Raw genomic sequence first — 17320 nt, 5'->3', positions numbered from 1 at the left:
ACCCCATGAATCGTTTTTGCCCCCTAAAAGCAAATGCAACCAATAACCCTACATACTTCATAGATTCACACGCCACGCCCAACCAATTATTTGAAGATGCCTGTTTCAGAATTCGCGCCGCCACCGGACTCTTGGAGTCATTCACTTTAGTTACCATTAAAGGCACCAATGATTCTGACTTTTATAGACTGATACTTCCGGCTTACGTATTACTTCAGGACGGCGTCGACACGCTGGAACAGATCACCTTCAAAGGCGGTGTCATTCATGTATAAAATCGTCACCCACGAAATGCTCAGAGCCGCTTTGATTAAAGCAGTTGAAATCAATTTAATACCAAAACACTCTCTATTGGCTGACTACTTAAAAAGCGGTGACCGACTTGAAGAGGTCATTCAAGCCGCGCTGGAGGTGCAACCGAAAACGTATAAGTTCTGTGGGCTGAGATGTATACCATCAGAGGATCTTTCCCCTGAAAGCAAAAAAGCGCTGGCAATCCCCACCGCTGATATGCGCCACTAGCGCCACTGATTGAGCCCGCGCAACGGCGCGGCGTACCTGGAGACCCGTTATGAGCGAGAGTGTGTTTGCCGATCGCATCGTGCAGAACCTGCTCGACACCGACTTCTACAAACTGACCATGATGCAGGCGGTGCTGCACAACTACCCCAACGTCGAAGTCGAATGGGAGTTTCGTTGCCGTAACAGCGAAGATTTGCGCCCGTATCTGGCGGAGATTCGCTATCAGATCGAGCGTTTGGCCGAGCTGAGCCTGAGCGCCGATCAACTGAGTTTTCTTGAGCGCATCTCCTTCCTTAAACCGGATTTCCTGCGTTTTCTCGGGCTGTTCCGCTTCAACCTGCGTTATGTGCACACCGGCATCGAGAACGGCGAGCTGTTCATCCGCCTGCGTGGGCCGTGGCTGCATGTGATCCTTTACGAAGTGCCCCTGCTGGCCATCGTCAGCGAAGTGCGCAACCGCTATCGCTACCGCGAAACCGTGCTCGAACAAGCGCGTGAGCAGCTCTACCGCAAGTTCGACTGGCTGACCGCCAACGCCTCGGCAGACGAACTGGCGCAATTGCAGGTGGCGGATTTCGGCACCCGTCGCCGGTTCTCCTACCGCGTGCAGGAAGAAGTGGTGAACGTGCTCAAGCACGATTTCCCCGGGCGTTTCGTCGGCACCAGCAACGTGCACCTGTCCCGCGAACTGGACATGAAGCCGCTAGGCACCATGGCCCACGAATGGATCATGGCGCACCAGCAACTCGGCCCGCGGCTGATCGACAGCCAGATTGCCGCGCTCGACTGTTGGGTGCGCGAGTACCGTGGTCTGCTGGGGATCGCCCTCACCGACTGCATCACCACCGATGCCTTCCTCGGTGACTTCGACCTGTTCTTCGCCAAGCTTTTCGACGGTTTGCGCCACGATTCCGGAGATCCCGTGGTGTGGGGCGAAAAGTGCATCGCCCATTACCACAAGCTCGGTATCGACCCGATGAGCAAGACGCTGGTGTTCTCCGACAGCCTGACACTGCCCAAGTCGCTGGAGATATTCCGGGCGCTGCACGGTCGGATCAACGTGAGCTTCGGCATCGGTACCAACCTGACCTGTGACATTCCGGGTGTCGAACCGATGAGCATCGTGCTTAAAATGACCGCCTGCAACGGCCAACCGGTGGCGAAGATCTCCGACGAGCCAGGCAAGTCGCAATGCAAAGACCCGAATTTCGTCGCCTATTTGCGACATGTTTTCCAGGTTCCTGCCGATTCCAGTCCATCTAGCAAGGAGTGAATTCATGCAAGCCGTACAGCGTGAGATTGCTGAACAGCTCAAGGTCCAGCCGCCGTTCGCCAACCACCAGGCCCTTGAGGCCGAAGTTGCCCGGCGCATCACCTTTATCCAGGATTGTCTGACCCATTCCGGACTCAAGACCCTGGTGCTGGGCATCAGCGGCGGTGTCGACTCGTTGACCGCCGGTTTGATGGCACAGCGCGCCATGCGCGAGCTGCGTGAGCGCAGTGGCGACAACCGCTACAAGTTCATCGCCGTGCGCCTGCCGTACGAAACCCAGTTCGACGAACACGATGCCCAGGCCTCGGTGGATTTCATCGCCCCGGACGAGCGCCACACGGTCAATATCGGTCCGGCAGTAAAGTCGCTGGCCAGTGAAGTCGCGGCGTTTGAAGGCAAACACGCGGTGTCGGTGGATTTCGTCCTCGGCAACACCAAAGCGCGGATGAGGATGGTGGCTCAGTACACCATCGCTGGCGCGGCGCAGGGGCTGGTGATCGGCACTGACCATGCGGCGGAAGCGGTTTTGGGTTTCTTCACCAAGTTCGGCGACGGTGCCTGCGACCTGGCACCGCTCAGCGGTTTGGTAAAAAACCAGGTGCGCGCGATTGCCCGCCACTTTGGTGCACCGGAGTCGCTGGTTGAGAAGGTTCCAACTGCGGATCTGGAGGACCTGTCGCCGGGCAAGCCGGACGAAGCGTCCCACGGCGTGACGTATGCCGAGATCGATGCCTTCCTGCATGGCGAGGCGGTGCGTGAAGAAGCCTTCGACATCATCGTCGCGACCTACAACAAGACCCATCACAAGCGCGTGATGCCGTTTGCGCCGTGATGTCTTGATGTCTTGATGTCTTGAGTATCAGTGAGGCGCTTTTTAAGAGCGCCTCACCTAGTAAAGGATAGAAAGCTCGCTTCGATGACAAAAGCCATCACTGAACGCTGTCACACGATATATAAAATCCAGCTCTGCGAACGCTTTCCGTCAACCACCGCTTCAAGGTAACGCTCGCCCACCGGCAGTTTTTTAAGCGTAGCCCCCCATCCCCCTGTAGGATCCGTGGTCACTTTCTCACGGAAGAGAAAATCATCTTCAATGGTTACCTCCGCTTGACGATAGGCTTTCCCATAGACAATCAATGTCCGATCAGAGGTTTTACCCCCCCGCTCAATCAGATTGCCCTTCGAATCCGTGACTTTGGTAATTTCCAGCTGATTGACTTCAACGTTATCGGTCATGGCCTTCTCCTTCTTTCTCATGTCGCACGACAAGCGCGACGCCTGGAGATTTGAACCTCGAAGTAAAACTGCGTCTACTGTCAGAACTTACAGGTTCAGTGCAGAACCCGACAAACGGTTCAGACATAAAAAAGCCGCTGTAGCGAACTACAGCGGCTCTTTGCTGACAGGTATCTCTGCAATTTACTTCAGGGTCAGGGTGCCTTTCATCATCGAGATGTGGCCCGGGAACGAGCAGAAGAAGCCGTAATCGGTGCCGGCAGCCAGTTTCGATACATCGAAGGTCAGCGAGTCTTTCTCGCCAGCGCCAATGATCTTGGTGTGCGCAATCACGCGATCATCACCTTCTTTCAGGTAGTTTTTGTCGATGCCAGCCGCCAGGCCGTCGGTAGCGATCGGCTGCATGTCGGCCACTTTGCTGATGACCAGGTTATGGCCCATCACGTTCTTCGGCAGGTTGCCGGAGTGAGTCAGTTCGACGGTGAACGTCTTGCAGCTCTTGTCGATCACGATTTCCTTGGTGTTGAAGGACATTTGATCGGTGGAGTCAACGGTGGTTTTGCACTCGGCAGCCATCAATTGGCTGCTGGCCAGCGCCAGCAGGGATACCGCAACAACTTTGGAAAACATGGTGAATCTCCAAGGCAGGGTTAACAAAAACACTAATGGTTGGAAGACTGCCTGAAATCTTCGCAAGTTCCTATGACTTGAGTCAAAAATTGTATACAACTTTCAGGCTATGAGACTCATCGAGACAATCTAACGGCCAGATCAGCCGGCAGAACCTATGATCGGCGCATCTCATTGATACGGAGTGCCAGTCATGATCTTTAACAGCCTGTTGTGCAGCCTGCTTGCCGCGTATGCCTGTGGTGCCAGCGGCACCTGCGAAACACCCCAGCGCGAAGTTTAGACCTTGGAGCGCGGCGTGCCAGCCATTACCCTGTGCGACTGATCGCCCCAGGAGAAAGGCATGTCCCTGAAATCCGTTTGTGTGTTTTGCGGTGCCAATGCTGGCACTGATCCGGCTTACACCGAAGCCGCCCAGGCCCTTGGCAGAGCCCTCGCCGAGCGCAAGTTGACGCTGGTTTATGGCGGTGGCGCCGTGGGCCTGATGGGCCTGGTGGCGGACGCCGCGCTGGCCGCCGGCGGCGAAGTCATCGGGATCATTCCGCAAAGCCTGATGGACAAGGAGATCGGCCACAAAAGCCTGACTCGCCTTGAAGTCGTCGATGGCATGCACGCCCGCAAGGCACGCATGGCTGAACTGAGCGACGCGTTTATCGCCCTGCCCGGCGGCCTCGGCACGCTGGAAGAGCTGTTTGAAGTCTGGACTTGGGGCCAACTCGGCTACCACGGCAAACCGCTGGGCCTGCTGGAAGTGAACGGCTTTTACAGCAAACTCACTGCATTTCTCGACCACATCGTCGGCGAAGGCTTCGTTCGCGGGCCACACCGTGACATGCTGCAAGTGAGCGAATCGCCACAAACGCTGCTCGATGCCCTCGATCAATGGAGGCCGACCGTCACGCCAAAGTGGGTCGACCAAAAACCCGGCTAACCGTCAGGCATCGATACAGGGCAGAATACGCGCCGCTCAACCTCACCTTCGACCCCAGAGGATCGCCCATGGCCAAACCCAATTACTCCTTCGCCAAACGTCAACGAGACCTGGAAAAGGAAAAGAAGAAAGAGGAAAAGCTTCTGCGCAAGAAACAAATGGCTGAAGAAGCAGCACTGAACCCTGACGGTGAAGTGGCGACAGATGATGATGTTGATGCACCGAAAGATCTGGCGCCAGACGCCTGAGCCGTTTGCGCAATTGTTGAACAGAGTTCCTGTGGGAGCGGGCTTGCTCGCGAAAGCGTCGTGACATTCACCCCTGAATGTCACTGGGAAATGGCCTTCGCGAGCAAGCCCGCTCGTACATTTGATGGTTATGACTCCAGTGGCATGACCGTGACCCGTACATCCGGATCATGACTCCCGCCGCCCAGAATCACTCCCCGCAACGGCGACACATCGGAAAAATCCCGGCCCCACGCCAACGTGATGTGCTCCAGCGCAGGCTGCACGTTGTTGGTCGGATCGAAATCCACCCACCCCAGCACCGGACAAAACACCGAAACCCAGGCATGCGACGCATCGGCGCCGATCAACCGTGGCTGCCCTGGAGGCGGCTGGGTCAACAGGTACCCGCTGACGTAACGCGCCGCCAATCCGCGTGATCGCACGCACGCCAGCATCAGATGAGCGAAGTCCTGACAAACCCCACGTCGACGCTCCAGAACCTCCACCAGCGGCGTCGCTACCTGCGTCGCCTCGGCATCGAAGGTGAACTCGCTGAAAATCTTCTGCATCAGGTCCTGCACGCCCAGCAGCAAAGGCCTGCCTGGGGGGAAACAACTTTGCGAGAACTCGACGAAGCTGCGCTTGAGATGCACATACGGTGACTGGAATCGGTAACGGCACGCCTCAAGCAGGTCGGCGGGCAGCGGCTGGCTGCTGTAGGTCAGCGCATTGCGCGTCAGTTCCCACGCCGGGGATTGATTGAAATCCAGTACTGGCCGCGCCAGCACTTCAACCGTGAGCCGGGCATTGACCTGCAATTCATCGTGGGGCCGCTCGAACGCCAGTCGGGTCAATGGATTGCCGAACACATCCTGTTCATCACGACGCGCGGTCGGCTCTGGACTGATCAGCAATTGCTGTTCGGTGCAGCGTTGCCAGGCGCACTCACGCGGCCACAGGTGCGCCAGTTGTTGCGCAAGGGACACCGGGCTGTCGTAGTGATAACAGGTGTCGTGGAAGATCTGGTAATGCGCGTTCATCAGACGGACACCGTGCGCTGGCTGACATCATCGACATGGGCGAAATGGCGCAGGGCCAGACGATCCGATACTTGCCCGCTGGCGTCGGCGACCTCCTGCAGCAGATCCGCCAGCCCCTCAAGCGCCGACCGCACGCTGGATTCACCAAACAACGGATTCTCCAGACACCCCAGATCAAAACGCCCCAGTCGCTCGACCAGTTGCGCCAGCCCGGCCTCCCTTGGCACACCGAAATCATCGTTCAAACGCTTCAACGTGCGGGTCACCAGTTTCAACTGGAACAACACCGCGTGCGGGTTCTGCTCATCAAGCAGTAACAGGTCGAGCACAGGAATCAACTGCGCCACCGCCAGGTAGCGCGAGCGGTAAGTGATGCTGCTGTTACCCAACTCCAGCAACCATTCAAGCCCCGCCTGATCGAACGCCCCTGCGCCACGCAGAAACGCCGCCAGGCTGCTGCTCAGAAATTGCAGACGCTCGATGCGCCGGCCGATCATCAGAAAGCGCCAGCCTTCATCGCGGGTCATGTCGTCCAGCGCGAACCCGGACAGCGCAGCGAGCGACATCACCAGACGATTGAGGAAATCCAGCAACTCGCCGAAGTCCGGCTCGTCGGTATCCAGTTGCGTGGCTTCACGCTGCAATTCCACCAGCGCCTGCCAGTTTTCCCGCGAGAGCTTGCCGCGCACCTGCGAAGCGGCCCACTGCAGGCGTTGCAAGTTGGAACGCAGGCTGAACGACCAGTCCTCGCCGAGCAACGCAGCCAGCAAGCGCTCTGGCAGCTCACCTTCGTCCGGCAACAGCGCCAGCCGTTCACCAAGATCGACCGCGGCCAGCAAGGCTTGCGGGTCATCGCCGTCGACGTAACGCGCCAGCATGATCCGCAGCAGTCGCGCACTGTCGTCGCAACGCTCGCAGTAACGGCCAAACCAGAACAGGTTTTCCACCACCCGCGACGGCAGGTAAGGGTCGCGTCGCACCAGATCGTGTACACCGACGTTGCGTTGAGTCTTCCATTGCTCGCCGCTTGGCGCTCGATCACCCAGCACCCAGGTGTCCTTGCTCGCCCCGCCGCGCTGCATCGATACCACTTCGGCATCGGCGTCGGCCGCCACTCGGGTCAGACCACCCGGCAGCACCCGATACCCGTCACTACCGGCCACGGCGTACATGCGCATCCCGATGGCGCGGGGCTGCAACTGGCCGTCTTCGGCTTGCCAGATCGGTGCCTGGGACAGCTGGGCCAATTCTTGCGCTACATAGGCGTAAGGCCGTGCCTGCATGCGCTCGGACAAGCTCTTGCGCTGCTTATCACTCAGATCACGGCCAAATACCGGTGCAAAACTTTGCGAGGGAAAGGCCGGTTTGATCAGCAATTCCGGCAGTTTTTCCAAAGCCTGGGCCAACACCGGCGCTTCACCGCACCACCAGGTCGCGATGGAGGGCAGGATCAGTTCTTCGCCAAACAGGTATTGGTTGATCTTCGGCAAAAACCCCAGCAACCCCGGGGACTCCAGCACGCCGCTGCCAAGCGCATTGGCGACCAGCACCCGGCCCTGACGCACCGCCTCCAGCAGCCCCGGCACACCGAGTGCAGAATCCGTGCGCAGCTCCAATGGATCGCAGAAGTCATCATCGAGCCGACGCATGATCGCGTGCACCCGGCGCAAACCACTGAGGGTTTTCAGGTACACCGTGGCATCGCGCACCGTCAGGTCGCCGCCCTCGACCAAGGGATAGCCAAGCTGGCGGGCCAGATACAAATGTTCGAAATAGCTTTCGTTGAAGCGCCCCGGCGTGAGCAACACCACCAGCGGTGCGTCGTCATCGCAAGGCGCCTGACGAGCCAGGGTTTCTTGCAGGGTGCGGAAGAAACCGGCCAGATGCCGCACCTTGAGATCGCGGTACAACTCGGGAAACGCCCGCGACACGATGGTGCGGTTTTCCAGCGCATAACCGGCGCCGGACGGCGCCTGAGTGCGATCCGCCGTGACCCACCAGCGCCCGTCCGGGGTGCGCGCCAGATCCACGGCGTACAGATGCACAAAGGCTTGCTCCGGCAGCGCGATGCCCTGACACGGCCAGAGAAAATTGTTGTGCCCGAACACCAGTTCCGCCGGCAGCAGGCCTTCCCTGATCAGCCGTTGCGGGCCGTACAGATCCGCCAGCACCGCATTGAGCAGTCGCGCACGCTGAGCGATCCCCGCCGACAATTGCTGCCACTCATCCGCAGCGATCACGTTCGGCAGCAGGTCCAGCTCCCACGGGCGATCGGCCCCTTTGGGGTCGGCATAGACGTTGTAAGTCACACCGTTTTCCTGAATCTGCCGGGCCAGCAACGCCTGACGCTGCAGCAGTAGCGCCGGACTGCTGCGCTGCAATTGGTCGAACAGGCGTTGCCAGTGCGGGCGCACCGCACCACTGCCATCGAGCAGTTCGTGGTAGGTGCCCGCCGTCAGCGGGTAGCGGTCTAGCAGGTCAGGCATGGAAAGCTCGGCAGACAGCAAGGAACGGTCAGACTAACGCAGGCACATGACGCCCGGATATACGAAAAATCCGGGCGTCGCGCACGATCTAGAAACGTCGTAAATCGAGCGTCATCGGTAGCTCGTCGGAGATTGTCAGATCAGGTATGGGAAGTTTCCCCGGTGTGTGTCCGATACGGAAGAAACGCGCCATGCGCCGACTCTCCGCTTCGTTGGCGTTGACCGGCAGCGTCTCGTAATTACGCCCGCCGGGGTGGGCGACGTGGTACTGGCAGCCACCCAGCGAGCGTTGCATCCAGGTGTCGAGCAGGTCGAACACCAGCGGCGCGTGTACCGGGATGGTCGGTTGCAGGCAGTTGGCCGGCTGCCAGGCCCGATAGCGCACACCCGCGACGAATTCGCCCACACGCCCGGTCGGGTGCAACGGCACGGCAATGCCGTTGCAGGTCAGCAGATACCGCTGCGGCGGCAAGCCCTTGAGCTTGACCTGCAAACGTTCAAGCGATGAATCGACGTACCGTACCGTGCCACCCGCCGTACCCTCCTCGCCCAACACATGCCACGGTTCAAGCGCTTGATGCAGTTCCAGCTCGATGCCATTGACGGCGTAGTCACCGACCTTGGGAAAACGAAACGCCAGATGCGCCGCGAACCACTCGGCGCGCAACGGATAACCGGCGTTGTTGAGTTCGACGATGACGTCGGCGAAATCCTGTTCGATAAAGTGCGGCAACAGGAAACGATCGTGCAGTTCAGTGCCCCACCGCGCCAGTTTCGGCGGCGCATAAGGCTCGCGCCAGAACCGTGCGACCAGCGCTCGCAACAACAGTTGCTGGGCCAGACTCATGCGGGCGTGCGGTGGCATTTCAAAGGCGCGCAATTCCAGCAATCCGAGGCGCCCGGTGGCGCCATCCGGTGAATAGAGTTTGTCGATGCAGAATTCGGCACGGTGAGTATTGCCGGTGACGTCGATCAGCAGATTGCGCAGCAGTCGATCCACCTGCCACGGCGCGCATTCTTCACCCGGGGCCGGCATCTGCGCGAAGGCAATTTCCAGCTCGTACAAGGCGTCGTTGCGTGCCTCGTCGACCCGTGGCGCCTGGGACGTCGGGCCGATGAACAACCCGGAAAACAAATACGACAACGACGGGTGGTTGTGCCAGTAACTGATCAGGCTGCGCAGCAGATCCGGACGACGCAGGAACGGCGAATCCGCCGGTGTCGCGCCGCCGAGGACGAAATGGTTACCGCCCCCGGTGCCCGTGTGGCGGCCATCGATCATGAACTTCTCGGTGGTCAGGCGGGTTTGCCGCGCTTCTTCATAGAGAAACTCGGTGCGTTCGACCAACTCGTCCCAGGTCGCAGAAGGCTGCACGTTCACTTCGATCACGCCCGGATCAGGGGTAATGCGCAAGTTGCTCAAACGCTGATCGCTCGGCGGTTCGTAGCCTTCCAGCAGCACCGGACAGTGCAGTTCTTCGGCGGTGGCCTCGATGGCCGCGACCAGTTCCAGATAGTCCTCGACCCGTTCCAGCGGCGGCATGAACAGGTACAACCGCCCTTCGCGGGCTTCGGCGCAGAACGCGGTGCGGGTCAGCCAATCGGCGGACTCGTCGATTTTCGGTGTGCGCTCGTCAACCGTGGCGGGCTCACCGTGACTGTTCAGTTGCGCGGCATCCGGCAGTTCGGGAAAGTCCTGATTCGGGTCCTGGGGATGGATGAACGGGTACTCCGCCGCCTTCACCCAGGGCTGCGAACCGAGCGGTAAGCGGTAGCCCAGCGGTGAATCTCCCGGCACCAGACGGCAATGTTCGTCGCGCAGATACCAGCGCCCGCTCTGCCATTGATCACCTTTAGCGGTGCGTGCGAGCGGCAGCACTTGGCCGATCACTTTATCCAGACCCTGGCTGAAGACCTTGCGCAGGCGTGCGCGTTCTAAAGGCTCCTCCAGACGCGAATCTTCGGCGCTGACGTTGCTCGGCAACGCACCCTCGCGCCAGAGGTAATAGAAATTGTCCTCATAGGCAGGGAATACAAAATGTGTGGGCAGTTTCAGGCGTTCGGCGACACTCGCCAGAAAGCGTCCGGCCAGCTCGCCATCGGCGCCGTAATCCTGTTGCTCGTCGGCGATCAACGCATCGTTGTGCCAGATCGGCGCACCATCGCGGCGCCAATAGCAGTTCAGCGACCAGCGCGGGAGTTGCTCGCCGGGGTACCACTTGCCCTGACCGAAGTGCACCAGCCCCTTCGGCGCGTAATGCTTGCGCAGGCGCTGAAACAGTTCGGCGCAGAGCCGACGTTTGTCCGCCCCCAACGCGGCGGTGTTCCATTCGGCGCCATCCGGGTCATCGATGGACACGAAGGTCGGTTCGCCGCCCATGGTCAGGCGCACATCGCCTTCCAGCAGGTCGGCATCGATCTGCCGGCCCAGTACCTGAATCGCCAGCCACTGCTCATCGGTGTAAGGCTTGGTAACGCGTGGCGCCTCCCAGATTCGCTCCACGGACATTTCGTGGCTCAATTGCGTCTCGCAAGGTTCGACCATGCCGCTGATCGGTGCCGCCGAGGAGGGATCGGGGCTACAGGCCAGCGGGATATGCCCTTCGCCGGCGAACAGCCCGGACGTGGCGTCCAGGCCGATCCAGCCGGCACCTGGCAAATACACTTCGCACCAGGCGTGCAGGTCGGTGAAGTCGACGTCGGTGCCGCTGGGACCGTCGAGGCTCTTCACGTCGGCAGTGAGCTGAATCAGGTAACCGGAAACGAAACGCGCCGCCAGTCCGAGGTTGCGCAGCAGTTGCACCAGCAACCACGCCGAGTCGCGGCAGGAGCCGGAGGCGTGTTCGAGGGTGTGCTCCGGGGTTTGCACACCCGGCTCCATGCGGATCAAGTAGCCGATGTCTTCACTCAGACGCTGATTGAGCGCCACCAGAAAGTCCACGGCCGGTAACGGCGTGCGGTCGATCGCGTCCAGATAGGCTTCGAAAGTCGGCGTCAGCGGCAGGGTTTCAAGGTACGGCGCCAACTCTTTGCGCTCATCGGCGGCGTAAGCGAAGGGGATTTTCTCGGCATAGGGTTCGAGGAAGAAGTCGAACGGATTGAAAACGGCCATTTCGGCCAGCAGATCGACCTCGATGCGCAACTCATCGGTTTTCTCGGGGAACACCAATCGCGCCAGGTAATTGCCCTGTGGGTCCTGCTGCCAGTTGATGAAATGCTGCTCGGGCGAGACTTTCAGCGCATACGAGAGAATTCGCGTGCGGCTGTGGGCGGCCGGGCGCAGGCGAACGATCTGCGGGCCGAGTTCGACAGCGCGGTCGTAGCGATAATGCGTGACGTGATGCAATGCGACATGAATCGACACGGCGTGCCTCCTGCGAGCCTAAGCGTATTCGAAAGCGCGCAAGACTTATGCCATACAGAGGCTTGGGCGCTTTCCCGGAATGCTTTGGGCAGTACAGCACCAAAATCGGGCAATGCGGGGAAATGGTTTGGGGAGTTTGCTTCTATTTGTGGCAGGCATGTGATCAAGGTCGCCTGTTCTGGCCTCTTCTCGAGCAAACCCGCTCCCACATTGGATTGGTGTTGAATACACATATTGAAACCGACCACAAATCTCCTGTGTGGGCTTGCTCGCGAAGGCGTCAGTAGCCTCACCACATTTCCCGAGCCCTGAAATGCAAAACGCCAACCCGAAGGTTGGCGTTCTGTTGAGCTAAAAAGCGACTTAGCGTGGCACCACCGGTTTGCGCGCCGGTTTCGGCCCTTTGCCCTTGGCCGCGTCCTTGCGCTCCTTGGCGGCCTGCTGGTTGCGGGCGAACGCCGCCGCCTTGGCCTGTTCACGCTTGTCCCACGGATTACCACCATCACTGGCACGCGGTGGCAGACCGGTGTGCTGGGTGAGCATCTTGGTGGTTTTCTCTTTGCCCTCTTTCGCCACTTTATGGCTGCCAGCCGGCGTCGAGTTCTTGCGACGGGCGCTCTGGTAGCTGTCGGTGGACGGCTGATGCAGCGGGATCAGTTGATCCTTGCCCGGTCCGATCAGATCGCCACGGCCCATGCGGGTCAGCGCTTCACGCAGCATCGGCCAGCCTTTCGGGTCGTGGTAACGCAAGAACGCCTTGTGCAGACGACGCTGCTCTTCGCTCTTGACGATGGTCACGCCGTCGCTCTTGTAAGTGACCTTGCGCAGCGGGTTCTTGCCCGAGTGGTACATCGCGGTGGCGGTGGCCATCGGTGACGGGTAGAACGCCTGCACCTGGTCAGCGCGGAAGCCGTTGCCCTTGAGCCACAGGGCCAGGTTCATCATGTCTTCGTCGGTGGTGCCCGGGTGCGCAGCGATGAAGTACGGAATCAGGTACTGCTCTTTCCCGGCTTCCTTGGTGTACTTCTCGAACATGCGCTTGAACTTGTCATAGCTGCCGATGCCCGGTTTCATCATCTGGTTGAGCGGACCTTCCTCGGTGTGTTCCGGGGCGATCTTCAGGTAACCACCGACGTGGTGGGTCACCAGCTCTTTGACGTACTCCGGCGACTCGACCGCGAGGTCATAACGCAGGCCGGAAGCAATCAGAATCTTCTTCACACCCGGCAACGCACGGGCACTGCGGTACAGCTGAATCAGCGACGAGTGGTCGGTGTTCAGGTTCGGGCAGATGCCCGGGAACACACAGGACGGCTTGCGGCACGCGGATTCGATTTCCGGCGTTTTGCAGGCGATGCGGTACATGTTCGCGGTCGGGCCGCCGAGGTCGGAAATGACACCGGTGAAACCTGGCACCTTGTCGCGGATCTCTTCGATTTCGCGAATGATCGACTCTTCGGAACGGTTCTGGATGATCCGGCCTTCGTGCTCGGTGATCGAGCAGAAGGTGCAGCCACCGAAGCAGCCACGCATGATGTTCACCGAGAAACGGATCATGTCGTAGGCCGGGATTTTCTCCTTGCCGTACGCCGGGTGCGGAACGCGCGCGTAAGGCATGCCGAACACGTAGTCCATTTCCTCAGTGGTCATCGGAATCGGCGGCGGGTTGAACCAGACGTCGACTTCGCCATGTTTCTGCACCAGCGCACGGGCGTTACCCGGGTTGGTTTCCAGGTGCAGCACGCGGTTGGCGTGGGCATAAAGCACGGCATCACCACGAACCTTTTCAACCGACGGCAGGCGGATCACGGTCTTGTCGCGGGTCATGCGCGGGCTGGCCAGGATCTGCACGACCTTGGCTTCCTGCGGATCTTCGACCGGGCCCTTTTCCTGCTCGATGGCGCAGGCCTGGGTGTCCTGGGTATTCACGTACGGGTTGATGATCTTGTCGACCTTGCCCGGACGGTCGATGCGTGTGGAATCGACTTCGTACCAGTCTTTCGGCGTATCGCGACGAATGAACGCGGTGCCGCGCACGTCGGTGATGTCTTCGATCTTGTGACCGTAGGACAGGCGCTGCGCGACTTCAACGATGGCTCGCTCGGCGTTGCCGTACAGCAGGATGTCGGCGCTGGCGTCGATCAGGATCGAGTTGCGCACGCGATCCTGCCAGTAATCGTAGTGAGCGATACGGCGCAGGGAGGCTTCAATGCCGCCGAGCACGATCGGCACATGTTTGTACGCCTCTTTGCAGCGCTGGCTGTAAACCAGGCTGGCGCGATCCGGACGTTTGCCAGCCATGCCGCCCGGGGTGTAGGCGTCGTCGGAACGGATCTTTTTGTCCGCGGTGTAGCGGTTGATCATCGAATCCATGTTGCCGGCCGCGACCCCGAAGAACAGGTTCGGCTCGCCGAGCTTCATGAAGTCGTCTTTGGACTGCCAGTTCGGCTGCGCAATGATCCCGACGCGAAAGCCCTGAGACTCCAGCAGCCGGCCAATGATTGCCATGCCAAACGACGGGTGATCGACGTAGGCATCTCCCGTAACAATGATGATGTCGCACGAATCCCAGCCAAGCTGATCCATCTCCTCCCTGCTCATTGGCAGGAATGGCGCTGGCCCGAAACATTCGGCCCAATATTTTGGATAGTCAAATAACGGCTTGGCTGCTTGCATGTCGACGACCGGTGTTGAGATGAAAAATCGCGGGCGCGGAATATAGCACAAAATTTGACCAATTCCGACGGCAATGGTCGGTTGTTAATCTCAGCCCCCTCTTCTGTGCTTCAAGCAGAAAAGGCTACGGCGGCTTTCGACCCGCCAGACACTGGCAATGATGCCAAACGCCAGTCAGGCGCTCATGGATGGGTGCTGCCGACAGCTCCACCGCCACCTGCGCAATCATGCAAACCGGCACGATGCCAAATAAAACAAGCCCTTGCGCGAAAGCCGGAGGGCATTTTTCAAGGATGAAAAACATGGCAGGAAAACCACCTCGTAATGGCCCCCACTTGAATGTGGATGTCCATATCAGACCGAATCGACGAACGGACATCGACGCACCGCATCCTGACGCTGCGGGCCGCAAAGTCTTCGATCCATGGATCGCTGTCGACCCTGCGAAGCCGCCGGCCAGACTGCCGGGCGATACAGACCTTGACGCAATACTACCGGCCCCTGCCGTCATGATTCATCTGACGCCGTCTCCCATTGCAGCGCCTTCCGTCATCCATCAGCCGCTGAAGAACTACTGGCTCAAAGCCGTGAAAGGGTTACCGGCTGCCAACAGCGAAGGTTTCAGGGTTTACAACAAACGCCGGTATGTCGACGTGCCCGATGGCGGTACCGTTCTTGTCGCAGTGGATCCGGACACCGGACTGTATCGGGCGCGACTTTCGAGCGAATTGCTTCCCTCCGGTCCGGTATTGCTGCGCGACACCGACAGCGACCTCTGGCATCCGCTCAATGACGTTGACTCAAGCAGGCTCCCACTGACGCAGGCAAGGCTGAACGCTTTTCGCTCGGATCTGGATTTCAGCGGTGTCGAGCCTGGCAGTGACGGCCTGTTTCGCCACGACGGCAAGCTCTATGTGGTCATCGACAGCCACGCGTATCAGGTCATGCAGGACCTTGACGCGTCCACGCCGACTCAAAAGGTGTGGCGCATTGTTAACCCCAAGGATCCCGTTGCCTCCGATAGCGCGAACATCTACCGCGCCAGTCGCAGTGGCGAAACCCGGGCGATCATTCGGAGCGAGGAGAACACCTGGGTTTCCATCCTCACGGGTTTGAGGGGCGGCATGCGCCGCAATGAGGGCCTGCAAGCCAACCTGGCGCTTCTGATGCAACGTTACCAACCTTTCGCGGATGCTCACCGGGCTCTGACCGAATCATCTGAACATTACGACACACTTTGGGGCCAGGTCCGCGACTTGCCGGATGGCGCGGCCAAAACGGCGGGCCTGATCGCGCTTGAGGTACACCTGCTCAAGCACATCAAAAAACAGACGGACTTTATTCAGTCGCTCGTTGATAACAAGGATTGGCTCCCCCTCGTCAAAGCAAGCGGGGTGTTCAAGGAAGAGCTGCATACCTTCCGGATAGAACGCGTGGAATATCTCAACAGACTGATGGCCGTCATGGATCTCAGGGTCCGGCCTTCGGTGACAGATTTGAGTGCCGGAAACTGCAAGAAAACCATCAAACATCTGAACAAGAAACTGAAGTTTCTCGAAGAGCGCCAGGCGGTGATGGAGCAGATCAGAAAAGCCTCACCCGGAGCAGCCCCTCGACTCGCCGAACTACGCCTCCAGGTGCACGATACCGAGCGCATCAACTTCAACAAACTGACCCTTTACGTTCACCTGTTTGCGGACACTCCCGACCATGCGCCAAACACGACCATGCCCTCGCTCTCGGCCATCGATCTGATCACCGGAGATTTGCAAAACGCTCCGCAACGAGAGCATCCAATGGCACTGCTGTTGGCCCTTGATCAAATCAAGGGAGATAAAACCCGCTTTGAAACACTGCTGGCCGCGGAGCATCCCAACGCCGAATACATCAGGGAGATCGTTACCCTGATCGATCCCATCGAGAAAAAAATCGAAAACAAGTTGACCGAAATTCTTGACGCGTCCGAGCGAGCTCACGATCTGCCGAGCCTCGACCAAGACATTGATTTCGACTTTATCCCGCCGCAACCTATCAACGAGGCGTCAGCCCCTCCCGCGCGCGCCAGGAAAATATTCCGCACCCGTCAGCACGGCACTTACAGAGTGTTGGTCGGGGAAACGGAAACCGCACTGGACGGCACCATCACCATCAAGGTTCCCGACCTGCTGCGACCTGATTCGCCTCCCAGGCGCTACAAAAAAATAGAAGACGAATGGCTGCCCGTGCTTCCTCCGCTTATCCGAACGCCACGGCCACAACTCATTGGCGAGGCGAACCGGTTACTGGCCAGGGTCGAAGATCACGCGACCAACGCGAGAACACAAGAAGCCCAAAACACTAACCCGACAAAGATCGTCGAAGATCTGGGCAAGGAAACCGATCTGCTCAATCAACAGGCAAGGCAACTGGAAAACCACGATACAGATGTTGAAGATCGAGTGATCATCAACCTGGCCGGACAGTTGCGGGCCGCCGCCGTTTCGTTGACAGAACTAGGCCAGAAAACGCTGGTGCGGATGTACAAGAACAAAGACGTGCTGGACATCATGCGCCTGAACTATCTGCTGGATCGTAACGAGCTCAAGGCAAGCAAGATCGTTGATCGCAAACAATCGGGAAAAGGCCAGAAAAGGTCGTTTCTGGATGTTTATTCGATCAGCGACAGCGCCGATAACACGCCGTTGTGGCACGCGCATTTTCACTACGACGCCGAGAAGAGCCTGCCTCTGAGCTTCAAGGTCGATGGCGCTCATCTCAAGACGCTTGAACAAAGCAGACGAGGTATCGAGTCTCAGCGCCGAGATGAACGGGCCGGTTTGCCGCACGTCGGCATCTGGCGGCAAAGGTTCGATGGCAGAACAGCGAGCAAAATATTCGCCCTGGCAGACAGTCACGCCGCAGCCTCCGAGTAAATGCGCAAAGCCCGAACAGC

13 protein-coding genes are annotated in these 17320 nt (G+C 59.1%); 7 read left to right on the top strand and 6 right to left on the bottom strand.

Annotation, left to right across the window (positions count from 1 at the left end; all coding sequences use genetic code 11):
• Positions 1-5: 5 nt before the first annotated feature.
• From AACY18_RS07045 to nadE, 4 genes are read left to right on the top strand one after another with little or no spacing between them, the layout of a single operon-like run.
• Positions 6-275, top strand: coding sequence for a hypothetical protein (locus AACY18_RS07045; RefSeq protein WP_339431786.1), 270 nt, complete (start codon positions 6-8; stop codon positions 273-275).
• Positions 268-522: a hypothetical protein gene (locus tag AACY18_RS07040; protein WP_339464593.1), complete on the top strand. Its 255-nt coding sequence runs from the start codon at positions 268-270 to the stop codon at positions 520-522. Before AACY18_RS07045 ends, AACY18_RS07040 begins: the two co-directional genes overlap by 8 nt.
• A gap of 49 nt (positions 523-571) precedes the next feature.
• Entirely contained in the window at positions 572-1795 is a 1224-nt protein-coding gene (gene pncB, locus AACY18_RS07035; protein ID WP_221733073.1) for a nicotinate phosphoribosyltransferase, read from the top strand.
• A gap of 4 nt (positions 1796-1799) precedes the next feature.
• Positions 1800-2627 (top strand): ammonia-dependent NAD(+) synthetase, encoded by an 828-nt coding sequence (gene nadE, locus AACY18_RS07030; protein WP_339464592.1) that lies wholly within the window; start codon positions 1800-1802, stop codon positions 2625-2627.
• Positions 2628-2737: 110 nt separating this feature from the next.
• On the opposite strand, the gene AACY18_RS07025 is transcribed toward nadE, so the two are convergent.
• Both AACY18_RS07025 and azu read right to left on the bottom strand, forming a co-directional pair.
• The gene (locus AACY18_RS07025; RefSeq protein WP_339431783.1) at positions 2738-3031 is read right to left on the bottom strand and encodes a hypothetical protein; all 294 of its coding nucleotides are present in this window, start codon (positions 3029-3031) and stop codon (positions 2738-2740) included.
• 183 nt (positions 3032-3214) lie between these two features.
• A complete protein-coding gene (gene azu, locus AACY18_RS07020; RefSeq protein ID WP_339431782.1) occupies positions 3215-3661 on the bottom strand; it encodes an azurin in 447 nt (148 codons plus the stop codon).
• 343 nt (positions 3662-4004) lie between these two features.
• Between azu and AACY18_RS07015 the strand changes: the two genes are divergently transcribed.
• Together AACY18_RS07015 and AACY18_RS07010 are read left to right on the top strand one after the other, a co-directional pair.
• On the top strand, positions 4005-4592 hold the full coding sequence (locus tag AACY18_RS07015; protein WP_339431781.1) for an LOG family protein: 588 nt from the start codon (positions 4005-4007) through the stop codon (positions 4590-4592).
• Between the two features lie 68 nt (positions 4593-4660).
• Positions 4661-4840, top strand: coding sequence for a hypothetical protein (locus AACY18_RS07010; protein WP_339431780.1), 180 nt, complete (start codon positions 4661-4663; stop codon positions 4838-4840).
• A 128-nt stretch (positions 4841-4968) separates the two neighbouring features.
• On the opposite strand, the gene AACY18_RS07005 is transcribed toward AACY18_RS07010, so the two are convergent.
• From AACY18_RS07005 to AACY18_RS06990, 4 genes are all read right to left on the bottom strand, one after another.
• Positions 4969-5862 carry a transglutaminase family protein gene (locus tag AACY18_RS07005; RefSeq protein WP_339431779.1) on the bottom strand — a complete coding sequence of 298 codons (894 nt, stop codon included), beginning with the start codon at positions 5860-5862 and terminating at the stop codon, positions 4969-4971.
• On the bottom strand, positions 5862-8348 hold the full coding sequence (locus AACY18_RS07000) for a circularly permuted type 2 ATP-grasp protein (RefSeq protein WP_339464591.1): 2487 nt from the start codon (positions 8346-8348) through the stop codon (positions 5862-5864). Before AACY18_RS07000 ends, AACY18_RS07005 begins: the two co-directional genes overlap by 1 nt.
• Positions 8349-8436: 88 nt before the next feature.
• Positions 8437-11712, bottom strand: a complete 3276-nt coding sequence (locus AACY18_RS06995; protein WP_339464590.1) for a transglutaminase family protein — start codon at positions 11710-11712, stop codon at positions 8437-8439.
• Positions 11713-12075: 363 nt separating this feature from the next.
• Positions 12076-14388 (bottom strand): YgiQ family radical SAM protein, encoded by a 2313-nt coding sequence (locus tag AACY18_RS06990; protein ID WP_339464589.1) that lies wholly within the window; start codon positions 14386-14388, stop codon positions 12076-12078.
• A gap of 188 nt (positions 14389-14576) precedes the next feature.
• Between AACY18_RS06990 and AACY18_RS06985 the strand changes: the two genes are divergently transcribed.
• Positions 14577-17300, top strand: coding sequence for a hypothetical protein (locus AACY18_RS06985; RefSeq protein WP_339433669.1), 2724 nt, complete (start codon positions 14577-14579; stop codon positions 17298-17300).
• The last annotated feature ends 20 nt before the right edge of the window (positions 17301-17320 follow it).

This window comes from Pseudomonas sp. EA_65y_Pfl2_P74, from assembly GCF_963970575.1.
GTDB classification, from domain to species: domain Bacteria; phylum Pseudomonadota; class Gammaproteobacteria; order Pseudomonadales; family Pseudomonadaceae; genus Aquipseudomonas; species Aquipseudomonas baetica_A.
This window is presented reverse-complemented; position numbering and strand designations above follow the sequence as displayed.

What these genes read in the sequence shown, in the direction of transcription:
- AACY18_RS07045 (WP_339431786.1), top strand. Translation starts at nt 6, where the DNA reads ATGAATCGTTTTTGCCCCCTAAAAGCAAATGCAACCAATAACCCTACA.
- AACY18_RS07040 (WP_339464593.1), top strand. Translation starts at nt 268, where the DNA reads ATGTATAAAATCGTCACCCACGAAATGCTCAGAGCCGCTTTGATTAAA.
- pncB (WP_221733073.1), top strand. Translation starts at nt 572, where the DNA reads ATGAGCGAGAGTGTGTTTGCCGATCGCATCGTGCAGAACCTGCTCGAC.
- nadE (WP_339464592.1), top strand. Translation starts at nt 1,800, where the DNA reads ATGCAAGCCGTACAGCGTGAGATTGCTGAACAGCTCAAGGTCCAGCCG.
- AACY18_RS07025 (WP_339431783.1), bottom strand. Translation starts at nt 3,031, where the DNA reads ATGACCGATAACGTTGAAGTCAATCAGCTGGAAATTACCAAAGTCACG.
- azu (WP_339431782.1), bottom strand. Translation starts at nt 3,661, where the DNA reads ATGTTTTCCAAAGTTGTTGCGGTATCCCTGCTGGCGCTGGCCAGCAGC.
- AACY18_RS07015 (WP_339431781.1), top strand. Translation starts at nt 4,005, where the DNA reads ATGTCCCTGAAATCCGTTTGTGTGTTTTGCGGTGCCAATGCTGGCACT.
- AACY18_RS07010 (WP_339431780.1), top strand. Translation starts at nt 4,661, where the DNA reads ATGGCCAAACCCAATTACTCCTTCGCCAAACGTCAACGAGACCTGGAA.
- AACY18_RS07005 (WP_339431779.1), bottom strand. Translation starts at nt 5,862, where the DNA reads ATGAACGCGCATTACCAGATCTTCCACGACACCTGTTATCACTACGAC.
- AACY18_RS07000 (WP_339464591.1), bottom strand. Translation starts at nt 8,348, where the DNA reads ATGCCTGACCTGCTAGACCGCTACCCGCTGACGGCGGGCACCTACCAC.
- AACY18_RS06990 (WP_339464589.1), bottom strand. Translation starts at nt 14,388, where the DNA reads ATGCAAGCAGCCAAGCCGTTATTTGACTATCCAAAATATTGGGCCGAA.
- AACY18_RS06985 (WP_339433669.1), top strand. Translation starts at nt 14,577, where the DNA reads ATGGGTGCTGCCGACAGCTCCACCGCCACCTGCGCAATCATGCAAACC.